Raw genomic sequence first — 11,391 nt, 5'->3', positions numbered from 1 at the left:
GTTCGACCGCCGCTCCGAGGCAGCCGCTCAACCCTTTTTCTTCTTCGGCGCTGCAGCGGGTGCCAGTGCGCCTTTTTCGAACAGAGGCGCCGCTACTGGGGCAGCCTTGACCTGTTTGGGCTTCTTCGCCTCACGATTTCCGCGTTTATTTCCCTTGGCCATATAGTTATCCTTTGATTTACGGACCGCAAAGCGCGGGCATGATTATTCAGCCCACGCGCGATGCGAAGGGGCTGAGAAGGTTTCGAACCAGCGATCACATTCACTCACTCAGGGAGTGCCAGTAATTTTTGGATATCAAGGCAACGGCGTCGGGCGGAGCTTTCTCGACGCCAGATCAACTTGTGACGTGAGAATGATGGAAGAGGACCTCAATAGCAACCCCTTTGGATGAGCGTTACAGCGGCTGAAGCGAAGGGTGCTCATAAGTTGTCATTATATCATGCGGTTGGAGTGGCTTCGGGTTGGGTTTGATAATTTATTTATTGTAATGCCTTGATTTTCTGAAACGACTGCTTACTTGGATAGGAGCAGAGCTTGCCCGGGTGAACGATCGGGTGACTGCGCGATTTATCTCTTTCGTGAGAAATCTCCGTGGAATTCTCTTATCTCACATCGGCTTTTGCCGGTGTGGTTTTGCAGTTCAGTTCTGCAAAAACGGCATGGAGCGGAGGTTGATTTGACTGCCAAAAAAAGGAAGCAAGAGGTTCTTCGCGCGTCTCCCAGAGAGAACCTCATGGACCGAACCACAGTCGCTGCGCGAGACATCGTCGAAGCGGAATTCCGAAAACGCCATGAATTGACTCAGTCACTTCGCGCTGCCCGTCTGGCAAAGGAGGAAGAGCTATCTGCGGACCCTCCACAGAAGCGAAAGCCCCGTCCCTGATAGGCTGCCATCGATGGCTTCGGCATCGTCAGGAACAAGTAAACACTTAAAATACGGGGGGATTTGATGCGAAAATCGAACAGATACTGCGCGCCAGTACTCGCGAGTTCCGCTGGCAACACCAATGAGAGTACAGACTCAAGAACATGTTCAGCGCGTGAAGAAAAATCCATCGAGGTCGATTCCTCTGGTGGCGGGGCGATGCTGCCTTATGTCCGGCTGCACAAGCTGATCCAGGAATAGGAAACCGCCTCGCAATGGCGGTTAAGGTTCCCGTGTGAATTGGTGGGACAAGGCGATGCTAATTTACAGCTCGTCCGCACCCATCAAGAAAGAGTAGCCGGGAGGGTAAAGCGGCGGAGCCTGCTCCGCCGCTTTGCTTTGTAAATCAGGAGAAAGTGATATGGGATATTCGACACCTAAGACGCCGTTCAACCTGGCCGAATTTCTGAGCCAGAAAGCAGCGCCGCGATCCTATCGGAAACCCGTCTGGGGAAGAAAGCCGGCGTCGAGGCCGACGACGGAAAAGGATGCAAACGCCGATACAAGCCCGGAAAAGCGGGTGAAGGAAGAGCCGGGTGACTGAAGTATTCCGCAAAACTGCCCTGTTTTCGCAGCAGGTCTGAGTTATTTTTTGGGGCACCCAGATACTCCTCGTAATTTCACGCTCCTTGCCCTATATGGGATGAGCATATGTTTTTTTCGGACCTGCTCCTTTCGGCTCAGCATTCGATCTTCAGCTTTGCCGGGCTGCTACGTTGTGTGGGCAGCATCTTGAAAAGGAATGTCACGATGGCCAATGGCAACGTGAAATGGTTCAACGCTACCAAGGGTTTCGGCTTTATTGCCCCCGAAGGTGGAGCCAAGGACGTCTTCGTCCATGTCACCGCGCTGGAACGCGCAGGGCTGCGTGGCCTCGAAGACGGTCAGGCTGTCTCGTTCGACATCGAGCGCGACCGCAATGGCCGCGAATCGTTAGCGTCCGCGGACGTGGTGTAATTTCTACGCCTTCATCGGTGTAATCCCGGGTGGCCATCGAGGTGTATGGTCGAGGTGGAGTTTCGACGCTTCAACCACGAACCTTACGGAGACCCCGATGACCAAGACCAACATGGACCTGTCCGAGCTTCTGGCCAAGCATGATCAGGGCGATTTCCTGCGCGGCATTGCCGAGGCCGTTCTTCAGCTGATCATGGAGAGTGATGTCGACGGCCTGATCGGCGCCGGCCGGCATGAACGCAGCGGCGAACGCACGACCTGGCGCAACGGGTATCGAGAGCGCGCTCTCGATACCCGTTTGGGCACGCTGAACCTGCGGGTGCCGAAGCTCCGGAAGGGCAGCTATTTCCCCGGCTTCCTCGAAGCCCGGAAGACCTCGGAACAGGCGCTGGTCGCGGTGATCCAGGAAGCCTGGATCGGTGGCGTCTCGACCCGTCGCGTCGACGAGTTGGTGCAGGCCATGGGGCTGTCGGGCATCTCCAAGAGCACCGTGTCCAAGCTGTGCAAGGACATCGACGAAAGGGTCGGCGAGTTCCTGAACCGGCCGCTGACCGGCGATTGGCCCTATCTCTGGCTGGATGCCACCTATCTGAAGGTCCGGCAGGGCGGCCGTATCGTGCCGGTGGCGGCGATAATCGCCGTGGCCGCGAACACCGAGGGGCGCAGGGAAATCATCGGTCTGGGCATCGGTCCTTCTGAGGCCGAAACCTTCTGGACAGAGTTCCTGCGCTCGCTGAAGGCGCGCGGCCTCGGTGGGGTCCGCTTGGTCATCAGCGACGCCCACACCGGTCTCAAGGCCGCCATCGCCCGGGTGTTCGAAGCGACGTGGCAGCGGTGCCGCGTTCACTGGATGCGCAATGCCCTCGCTCATGTTTCGCGCGGCCAGCACACCGTCATCGCAGCCGCGATCCGGCAGGCCTTCGACCAGCCCGACCGTGCCCATGCCGGCGAAACCTGGCGCAAGGTGGCCGAGCAGTTGCGCCCGAGATGGCCAAAGCTGGCCGACCTCATGGACGAAAGCGAGCACGATGTGCTGGCCTACATGTCCTTCCCTCGCCAGCACCGCACCAAACTGCACTCGACCAACCCGATCGAGCGTCTGAACAAGGAAGTGAAACGCCGCGCCGACGTCGTCGGGATCTTCCCCAACGAGGCCTCCATCATGCGCCTGATCGGTGCCGTCCTCTTCGAACAAAACGACGAGTGGCAGACTGCAAGCCGCTACATGATGGTCGAGGCCTTCGCCCAGATCGACAAGGAGGAGATCGATCCCATTCTTAGCATCACAACGAAAGCCGCCTAATCATGCCCTCAGGCCATCCGAGAAATTACACCACCTTGACGGACGTGACCCGCGAATCGGCTACGAATCTTACGCTCGCCTGAGTCCAGGCAGCTTTACTGCGGGTGGGATCGGCGATGTCCGGACCCGCCCGTACTCCTGAACCGGATGCACATGGTGAATGTGCCCGTTCTCTTCTCCCTGAAAGAGTTGACTTGATAGAAATCCACTGGGGGGAACCCCTGTCCTTTGTCATGTCGCCGGAAGGCGACGTGCAGAAATTCAGTACCATCGAGCAGGCAAGATACTGGCTGTCCAGAAAATGGCCGGTGTCAGATGACGCTCGCGAACGTGCGCTGCATCATCTTGATGCTGCCATGGACTGCCTGGGCTCGGTCGGAACCGCGCGCCGTGCCTTCATCGCCGCCGCTCGCAGCGCTGGCTTCGTCCCCGAGGATCTGATCGCCCTTTCTCGCCGTCAGGCCGCTTGAGTTAGGGCCTGCGTGCGCGGCGACCGGGTTTCTTTCTGCAGGACCAGCCCCGGTTGTCTTCGGCCGAGACAGGGTGTCGGCCTTGTCGCTGGTCAAGACTACAGGCCGGATCTTGCGCGAACCTCGGCAAAGGACACCAGTCTGCCCTCTGTCTCATCCCAAAGATGCAGCCGCACCGTCGCAAGGCTTTCGCCAATGGTAAGGCGTTGCGCCTCTGCCAGTTCGCGGTGATCGCGGAGGACTTCGGGCAACCGATAGAACGGAATCCGGGAATAGAGGTGATGCACATGGTGGATGCCGATGTTCCCGGACAGCCATTGCAGCGGCTGCGGCAGCACATAATGTGAACTGCCCTCGAGCGCCGCATGATGCAGCTGCCACTGCTCCCCGCGAGACCAATGGGTCTCTTCGAACTGGTGCTGGACGTAGAACAGCCAGACCCCGATCGTCGCCGCCACGACAGAGGTGGGAAGGAAGATCAGCAGCACCGGCATCAGCCCGCCGAACCAGATCATCAACCCTAGGGCTATGCCAATCATCGCATTGGTGCCCATGGCCGAGGTCCAGTAGCGCCAGCCGGCGTTCATAAGGCCCATGGGCAGCCGGTTTTGCAGGATGAACAGATAGCTCGGCCCCAGCAGGAACAGCACGACCGGGTGGCGATACAGCCGATACATCAGGCGACCGACGGCCGAGCGTGCCCGGTACTCATCGATGGTCAGTGTCAGCACATCCCCGATACCGCGCTGATCGAGGTCTCCATGATGTGCGTGATGGATCGAATGGGTGCGCTTCCAGACGGCATAGGGCGTCAGGGTCAGAACACCGAGGGTACGACCGATCCAGTCCTGCGCCTTTCTGTTGGTCAGAAACGACCCATGTCCGCAGTCGTGCTGGATGACGAAGATCCTGACAAGGAATGCCCCGTTCAGAAGCGCCACGGACAGCGCCAGCCATGCGCTTACGGAAAGCGCCGCCCAGGCCAGCACCCAGAGGGCGACGAACGGCACCAGCGTCGCCGCCAGTTCGAAAAGGCTGCGCGCCGACATCGGGTCGCGATACCGCGCCAGGGTGCTGAGCCAGGCGCGCGCGTTGCGGGGAGGCGCGTTTCCGAGCCGACCGGTTTGATCTGTCATCTTTGCCTGTACATTTTCTCTCCGACACAATGAGGGAGAGATTTCCGGCCCTGGCAAAAAGCCATTACATCAGCGGTTTGTTCAGGCTCCTAGCCGTTAGCGGGCATGGGTTAGGTTTTCAACCGGCAATTCATACAGTGATTTGGTCTGAGCGTCCGTATCGCTACCTCTTGGTCGCGTGTGTGTTGCGGCGCAAGACGAACGGCAGCTTCCAGGAATGCGGCAATGCAGCATATGTCGAGCTCGACCGGCGGCTATGGGCCGTCCATGCAGCCGGCAGGGAAACTGAGGTCGATCGGCAGATGTCGCGATGTCGCATGGCCGGTCAGAGCCCTTGGACGAAGCTGCTCGCGCGGCATTGGCGCGCGTGGCTGATGTTCGGGACTGGTCGCCACCCTGTGCATTTGGAGATGTGGGCAGCTGTCTGACGATTGAGGCCTCTCATTCGTCAGACAGGAGGTTCCCATGCGGGAGGTAACAGGGGGACGGCGGTTCCGGTTCTGGTCGGCGATGATCTGAGCGCGATCCATCAGCACCGTGAATCGATCTGGCCGGGCCGATTCAGAAAAGGCGTTGCACGGAGCCGGGCAGGGGGTCCAGCATGCCGCCATGAACAGCGCCATCCATCTGAACCGGCAGGACCCTGCCTGCAACATGACGCGGTTCTATCGTCTGGAACTGACGGCAGACCTGTTCTGCGGGGTTACATTGACCAAACAATGGGGCTGGACCGGGAGGGACGGGCAGGCCCGGCGCGCGTGGTTAGCCGGGGCCGAGGAGGCTTGTGAGGCCCGCAAGGCCTGGATGACACGGAAATGCAGACGGGAATATCGGGAGGCCGGTGGGGCGTTGAGTGCCGTTTGACCTGATAGGCGCCGCGACCCCGCAGTTGCAAAGACGGTGTCGCGGTGTTTGCCCGATGTCGGTCAGCCGATTTGCTTTCCAGCGTGCTTCTTCAGATGCTCGTCGCGGAGCGCGATCTCTTCCTTCGAGGCAAAGCGCCAGGTGACGCGGCCCAGTTCTTCGTCACCCTCGAACTGTGCGGCCCAGCCAAGATAGGACTGTCCGGTGGCTTGCTCGGGAATGTGGACACGTAGTTGCAGCGCGTGCCGGATCTTTGGTGGCAGCGCGACATCGGGAAAGCGGGTGACGCCCGCCGGGTTCAGCGGCAGCAGCAGGCCGTTGCCCTTTGGATCAGCTTCGACGAAGGGACCGCGCTGACGCAGGAAAGGCTCGGCCAAATGACTCGGCAGCCTTAGCCAGGCCCTCGAGCCGCGCGGCAACCGCAGCGTGACCTCGAGCCGCATCCTGCGGGTCTTGTCGAACGCCCCCGCCATCAGGAAATCCTGGGCGATCATCTTGGCGCCGGGCGGTGGTACATTGGGCACGACATTGAAATTGCGCCAGGTCACATTGTTGTTGTTGCGGATGAAGGCGCGGAAATTGTCCCAGTCGCCGAATTCGGCCGGCGTCGGCCCCTGATCCTGCGCGTGGGACAGGATCGCGACGAAGCAGTAATGACCAGGTGCGGGAATATCCGCCGCATTCCAGGTCAGCGGACCTGCCGCGACCAACGTGTCGCCGGTCGGCAGATCAGGCAAGGGCAACGTGCCGATGGCAGTCCACAGATCGGGCGTGACCAGCGTCGAGGGCGGCGACCAGAAGACCTGTGCCGTGCTGCCCGCGGCATCCGATCCGCCACGGTTCATCGCACGGACATAGATGAAATTGTCCTGCCCGTCCTCGGCCTCGTGGCCGAGATTGTTCTGGTTCTCGGTTCCGCTTCCCGCGCCGAAGGCGGCCTGTGCATTGACCACGGTCATCGGTACCAGTATCACGTCCGGGCTGGCCGATATCGCGCCTGCATGGGGATCGCCGGCGTCACCGACGAAATCCCGCAAATAGATGTCGGGGCGCATGTTGAACTGCCCATCCTCGACGATAGCGCGCAGGTTCGGCATCACGCCGATGCGGTCCACGGCCGGATTGGCCGAAGCCGTTGAGGTCACAGGATTGGTCAGCACTGCCCGCATCTGCCGGGGCGACAGGCGCGAGCCTGTGGCCGACTCGACCATGCCCTGCACCGAAAGGGCCGCGCCGCTAATGATCGGCGAGGCGCCCGAGGTGCCATTGAAACTGGTCGTATAGGCGGTCGTTGACGTGCCGGTCCAACCGTCACCGGTCGTGTCGATGTTCTCGCCCCAGCCATAGCAGTCGATCCGACCCCCGTGGCTGCTGAAACCCAGCCGCGCATGCGGGGCAACCGACGAGGCGGCGCCTACGATGATCGCACCGGAATCGCGGAACGATGGATCGCTCGGATCGAAGAAGTTCTGTCCGCCCGGATTGGTTACGAGGTCCAGATCCTCGCCGCCGTTGCCACCCGCCTCGACCACGATGATTCCAAGCGCGGTAGCCAGCCGTATCGCCTCGAAAGTGTCGTCGAAGGCCTCGACCGGAACAAGGGTAAAGCCGTTGAAACTGCTATGGGCCTCCAGCAGCAGCACGTCACCGAAGCCCATCCGCTTGCAGGCGTCCAGCGTCGCATCGGCAATGTCGAAATTGGTGGCGTCGCGCCACTGCCCAATCACATTGACCGAGGCCAGCGCCGGGGTGATCCCAACGCAGCCGAGGGTATTGTCGACCGCCGCGACCTGGCCCAGAACCGCAGTGCCATGGCCTTCGTAGCCATTGTTCAGCCCCGACAGCAAAGTAGCGCCATGCGCGGCCAGATCCTCGTGATTCAGTGTCCATCCCCATTCGATATCGATGAAATTCTGGCCAGTGCCGTCTCCGCCTGCAATGGTCCAGGCATATTCGGCATCTATGCCCTCGGGGGCCGGGTCCAGATAGCCCTGGTTCGGAAAGCGCGGATCGTCATTCGGCACGACTGGGGGCGCCTGCGGATCGGGCGCGCGCCAGGCGGAATCTACCGTCGACCATTCGCCCAACACTGCGGCCAGTTTGTCCGGATCGACATCGTGCGGGCAGACGATCTGGAAATAATGCAGGATCGGTCCCGGCTTGAATTCCGGATCCGTATGGCGCGCCCTGTCCACCAGCTTTCGGATCTCGCTGTCATCCGCCGCCATCCAGCGCGGTTCGATGCGGATGCCTGGAAAGATCTCGAGCAGTTTGGACCAGGGTCCGAATTCGCCTGCCTCGATCAGCTTTGCTGTCCATTTCGGATCGTCTACCCGGATGAATTCATGCAGCCGGAACACCACCTTGCGGCTGTAGATCCTGACGTCGCCGTTCTCGGTTTTCATCTTTGCGCTCCTATCTGAACATTGTAAAAAATGGATAATGGACATCGCGAAAACGCCCATATATTAATTACTCGATTCCTTATATTAAAATACAAAATGACAATATCATAAACAATAAACATCTTCTTTCTTAAAATTAATTTGTAAATATCAATGGCACTGGCTTTCGCGCACGAATCGGGTGGAAGATTCACCGCGTGAACCCAGTATGATAGCTTGTAGGCATGAGCAGTTGGGCAGCTACGAATACCAGACCACGAACTGGTCGGCTTACAATGATGCGTTTTAGCGGCGCGGATCGCTGACAATCTGGTTTGATCCAGAAATGATCTGGGCACCGCCGCCGACCAGCAAGCGTGGCAGAAAACCGAGCTACGGTGACACGGCGATCCTGACCTGCCTGACATTGAAGGTGCTCTTTGGCATGCCCTTGCGACAAACGACTGGGTTCGTGCAAAGCCTGCTGAAGCTTGTCGGCCTGGACTGGGTGGTGCCGGACCTCTGCACCCTGTGCCGCCGTCAACAAACCCTGAATGTGAGCATCCCCTAGCGCGACACCGCCGGTCGGGTTTGCACACAGGAGCATCACGCGTCAGGAACCTTCGCCTTAATCTTCTTCCGGAAGTCAGAGGCTTTCCTCATGGCTTCCTCGTCGGATTGGCGCAGGGTCTCCTGCGCCTCGGCTTCGGTCATGGTCGGCCGTGCCGCCTCGACCTCGGCGATGACCGCCTTGGCGGTGATACCCGCCGGCGGCGCATAGGCCAGCGGCCGGAACTGCGCCACCTGGCCTTGCAGCTTTTCGATCTCGTCACGCAACGACCTGATCTGGTGCCGTTCGCCGGGATAGGGCAGCGGCCCGGTCTGCGCCGCCATGATCTTCGAGAAGTACCGGTCTCGGTAATGGACGATGCGATCCGCCAGGATCGGGTTCTGGCGCTCGGGGATCAGGATAACTTTCGAGGCGTCGAGTTTCCTGACCTCATCCGGGCTCATCAGCGGCCGCTCCTCGTTCCGGCGGGACAGCGACCGCCGCCGCCAGCCGTACCCGTCGGAGGACAGGCTGTCGCTGACCGAGAGCCGGGTCGTCTTGCCCAGGGCCTCGGAAACCTCGGCGGCGGTCTTTTTCTCGTTCGGGCTGATGAAGAACTTCATGCCAGCGCCGGATTCGAGCGACAGTCGGTCATTCTCGCCATAAAGGGTGTCGAGACCGGGAATGGATTGGGTGATGATCGAGACACGCCCGCCATGGCCGGCCAGCTGCTTCAGCGATTGCACGACGATCGGCATCCGGCCCAGCTGGTCGAACTCGTCGAGGATGATCTGCACCGGCCAGGGCTCGGTTTTCTGGTTCGGCAGGGACGACCGCAGGGTGGCGATCAACTCGCCAAAGAGCAGCCGCATCAGCGGCGCGAGGGTGACGATATCGTCGCTGTTGACGACGATATAGACCGTCTGCGGTTTCATGCGGATGCTCTGCCAGCTGACATCGCTGCCGCTGGTGACACGGTCGACCTGCGGGTTCAGCCAGAGCCCGAGGCCGGCACCCTTCAGGACCGAGATATAGGAGGAGAGCGTGCGATCGGCATAGCCGCTGAAATCGACGAAGGTCGCCCGGGCCTGGCGGTGTCGCAGCTCGTCGGCCCGGGCCAGGTAGACCTCGGACTTGTCGGCCCCGCCGAAGAGGATGCGGGTGATCTCGCCGATGGAGGGCTTTCCGCGCTCGATCGCCAGCATCCCGCCGGCGACGAACAACTCCCTTGCGCCGACGATAAAATCCGCCGCCCCGCCCTTCTCGCTGGTGGTCAGGAAATAGCTGGCCAGCTTGCTCAGCTCGGTGAACTGCTGATCAGGGTTGGCCAGCGCGCCGATGCGTTCAAGCGGGTTGTAGCGATGCGAGGGATGTTCGAAGTCGAAGGGGGCGAAGTAGAAGATTTCGTCACCTTGGCGCTGGCGGTGGCGGGAGGTGGCCTCGAAGATCTCCCCCTTCACATCGAGGATGACGCAGCTGCCGGGGAACAGCAGCGTGTTCGGGATGACATAGCCGACACCCTTGCCGGCCCGCGTCGGCGCGACAACCAGGCAATGCGGGAACTTGTCCCAACCCGAGGCGATGAAGCGTGACCTGCCGAGGATGCGGCCGAGGATGCTGTGGGTCCTGAGCCGGGCAAAGACCAGGCCGCCACCGATCTCGCGCAGGAGGCCGTTCTTCCTGATCTCGGCCGGAGACTGGAAATGGGCCCTGCCATATTGGGTCAGCGTCTCGGTGAAGGACATCGCCAGCGTGAAGAGCACGGTCGCGACCAGGCCCGCCGCGGCGATCTGATAGCCCGTCAGCCAGGGCTGGGTCAGGCTGCGGGCCAGCCCCGGGAACTGCTTTATCAGGATGAACATGTCGGCGGAGGCGGCATTGACCCCGAGTTGATGCTGGACCCAGAGACCGCCCAGCATCAGGCCGATGAGGGCGCCGCCGAGAATGCCGAAGGGCAGGGCAAGGAAGGTCCGGTTCATCTGCCTGGCTCCTAGAGATCCATGTCCAGATCATGCGTCCTCGGAGCAACGCTGTGCCGATGGTCCCTGGCGGCCTCGGCGACGATCCGGCCATATGCCGCCGCGACGACCCGGCGATCCGGTTCCGCCAGCTGCGAGAGATTCTTGCGGATGAAGGCCATGGTCTCTGCGGTGCTTTCAATCAGCTTCATCATCATCGTCGTATTGTCAGACTCGATGTCCCTCAGACGCTCATTGCCAACATCCCGTGTCGCAAGTGTTGCCGGCGGACGAGTGCCTTCACTGGAGGGAGAGAATTCGCCGGCAGGGTCCGCGTAAGGGCGACCATGAATGTAGATGACGGGCTCCCCCGCCTCTTCCGCCGCACGCCCCTCGGCCAATGCCTCCCGCTGACGCCGGGCCAGGTCTTCGGTTTCCTTGTCCATCTCTCACTCCTTCAAATCAGGTTGCGGCGCAGAGCACGAACTCGAGCGCCGCAAGACCACCCCCCGCCCGAGAGACGCGACACCTGATGGCGCGGTCGTGCTCAGATCACCGGCCTCCTCCAATCGCGTGCGGCTCTTTTGGCAGTTGCTCAGGGGCCACTTCCGCAAGCCCCCCGGGTTTTTCACTCGACGGGATTGTCGTCGGCGACCTGTTTTGGATCGAAGACCACGAGCTCCGTGGCGCCTACGGGGAAGTCGAGCTTGATCTTGAAGGCGCTTTTGGCGTCCTCGCGTTGCGCAAACAGGGTTCCGACCGGGCGGAAGCGGGTCTTGCCGTCGCTGCCCTCGACGGGGACGGTGATGCGGTAATAGGCCTGTGTCATGGCAATGCTCCT

At 60.8% G+C, this 11,391-nt stretch carries 10 protein-coding genes and 1 pseudogene; 5 read left to right on the top strand and 6 right to left on the bottom strand.

Annotated features, from left to right (window positions below; genetic code table 11):
* Positions 1 to 27 precede the first annotated feature (27 nt).
* Positions 28 to 162 carry a hypothetical protein gene (locus CX676_RS23250; RefSeq protein WP_101754912.1) on the bottom strand — a complete coding sequence of 45 codons (135 nt, stop codon included), beginning with the start codon at positions 160 to 162 and terminating at the stop codon, positions 28 to 30.
* A 1,516-nt stretch (positions 163 to 1,678) separates the two neighbouring features.
* Here CX676_RS23250 and CX676_RS21960 point away from each other — a divergent pair.
* From CX676_RS21960 to CX676_RS21950, 3 genes are all read left to right on the top strand, one after another.
* Positions 1,679 to 1,885 (top strand): cold-shock protein, encoded by a 207-nt coding sequence (locus CX676_RS21960; protein ID WP_101754967.1) that lies wholly within the window; start codon positions 1,679 to 1,681, stop codon positions 1,883 to 1,885.
* A gap of 97 nt (positions 1,886 to 1,982) precedes the next feature.
* Positions 1,983 to 3,188, top strand: a complete 1,206-nt coding sequence (locus CX676_RS21955; RefSeq protein ID WP_101752090.1) for an IS256 family transposase — start codon at positions 1,983 to 1,985, stop codon at positions 3,186 to 3,188.
* A gap of 116 nt (positions 3,189 to 3,304) precedes the next feature.
* Positions 3,305 to 3,658, top strand: a complete 354-nt coding sequence (locus CX676_RS21950) for a DUF982 domain-containing protein (protein ID WP_101754911.1) — start codon at positions 3,305 to 3,307, stop codon at positions 3,656 to 3,658.
* 98 nt (positions 3,659 to 3,756) lie between these two features.
* Here the strand turns inward: CX676_RS21950 and CX676_RS21945 are convergent, their stop codons facing one another.
* Positions 3,757 to 4,794 (bottom strand): fatty acid desaturase, encoded by a 1,038-nt coding sequence (locus CX676_RS21945; protein ID WP_101754910.1) that lies wholly within the window; start codon positions 4,792 to 4,794, stop codon positions 3,757 to 3,759.
* Between the two features lie 609 nt (positions 4,795 to 5,403).
* Between CX676_RS21945 and CX676_RS21940 the strand changes: the two genes are divergently transcribed.
* Positions 5,404 to 5,658, top strand: coding sequence for a WGR domain-containing protein (locus CX676_RS21940; RefSeq protein ID WP_157936050.1), 255 nt, complete (start codon positions 5,404 to 5,406; stop codon positions 5,656 to 5,658).
* A 62-nt stretch (positions 5,659 to 5,720) separates the two neighbouring features.
* On the opposite strand, the gene CX676_RS21935 is transcribed toward CX676_RS21940, so the two are convergent.
* The gene (locus tag CX676_RS21935; RefSeq protein ID WP_101754908.1) at positions 5,721 to 8,123 is read right to left on the bottom strand and encodes a S8 family peptidase; all 2,403 of its coding nucleotides are present in this window, start codon (positions 8,121 to 8,123) and stop codon (positions 5,721 to 5,723) included.
* A gap of 164 nt (positions 8,124 to 8,287) precedes the next feature.
* Between CX676_RS21935 and CX676_RS21930 the strand changes: the two are divergent.
* Positions 8,288 to 8,610, top strand: a pseudogene (locus tag CX676_RS21930) (transposase); the annotation flags it as partial.
* Between the two features lie 38 nt (positions 8,611 to 8,648).
* On the opposite strand, the gene CX676_RS21925 reads toward CX676_RS21930, so the two are convergent.
* From CX676_RS21925 to CX676_RS21915, 3 genes are all read right to left on the bottom strand, one after another.
* Positions 8,649 to 10,571 (bottom strand): type IV secretory system conjugative DNA transfer family protein, encoded by a 1,923-nt coding sequence (locus tag CX676_RS21925; RefSeq protein WP_101754907.1) that lies wholly within the window; start codon positions 10,569 to 10,571, stop codon positions 8,649 to 8,651.
* An 11-nt stretch (positions 10,572 to 10,582) separates the two neighbouring features.
* Complete coding sequence (locus tag CX676_RS21920) at positions 10,583 to 10,996, bottom strand: hypothetical protein (protein WP_101754906.1); 414 nt, start codon at positions 10,994 to 10,996, stop codon at positions 10,583 to 10,585.
* A 182-nt stretch (positions 10,997 to 11,178) separates the two neighbouring features.
* Complete coding sequence (locus CX676_RS21915) at positions 11,179 to 11,379, bottom strand: hypothetical protein (protein WP_101754905.1); 201 nt, start codon at positions 11,377 to 11,379, stop codon at positions 11,179 to 11,181.
* Positions 11,380 to 11,391 lie beyond the last annotated feature (12 nt).

The sequence above is a fragment of the Paracoccus zhejiangensis genome (genome assembly GCF_002847445.1).
Taxonomy (GTDB): Bacteria; Pseudomonadota; Alphaproteobacteria; order Rhodobacterales; family Rhodobacteraceae; genus Paracoccus; species Paracoccus zhejiangensis.
The sequence above is the reverse complement of the archived record's forward strand: the minus strand, read 5'-3'. Positions and strand labels throughout refer to the sequence as shown.

Coding starts and splice junctions, on each gene's coding strand:
- CX676_RS21925 (WP_101754907.1), bottom strand. CDS start 10,571: ATGAACCGGACCTTCCTTGCCCTGCCCTTCGGCATTCTCGGCGGCGCC.
- CX676_RS21945 (WP_101754910.1), bottom strand. CDS start 4,794: ATGACAGATCAAACCGGTCGGCTCGGAAACGCGCCTCCCCGCAACGCG.
- CX676_RS21960 (WP_101754967.1), top strand. CDS start 1,679: ATGGCCAATGGCAACGTGAAATGGTTCAACGCTACCAAGGGTTTCGGC.
- CX676_RS21950 (WP_101754911.1), top strand. CDS start 3,305: ATGTCCGGACCCGCCCGTACTCCTGAACCGGATGCACATGGTGAATGT.
- CX676_RS21920 (WP_101754906.1), bottom strand. CDS start 10,996: ATGGACAAGGAAACCGAAGACCTGGCCCGGCGTCAGCGGGAGGCATTG.
- CX676_RS21915 (WP_101754905.1), bottom strand. CDS start 11,379: ATGACACAGGCCTATTACCGCATCACCGTCCCCGTCGAGGGCAGCGAC.
- CX676_RS23250 (WP_101754912.1), bottom strand. CDS start 162: ATGGCCAAGGGAAATAAACGCGGAAATCGTGAGGCGAAGAAGCCCAAA.
- CX676_RS21935 (WP_101754908.1), bottom strand. CDS start 8,123: ATGGGCGTTTTCGCGATGTCCATTATCCATTTTTTACAATGTTCAGAT.
- CX676_RS21940 (WP_157936050.1), top strand. CDS start 5,404: ATGAACAGCGCCATCCATCTGAACCGGCAGGACCCTGCCTGCAACATG.
- CX676_RS21955 (WP_101752090.1), top strand. CDS start 1,983: ATGACCAAGACCAACATGGACCTGTCCGAGCTTCTGGCCAAGCATGAT.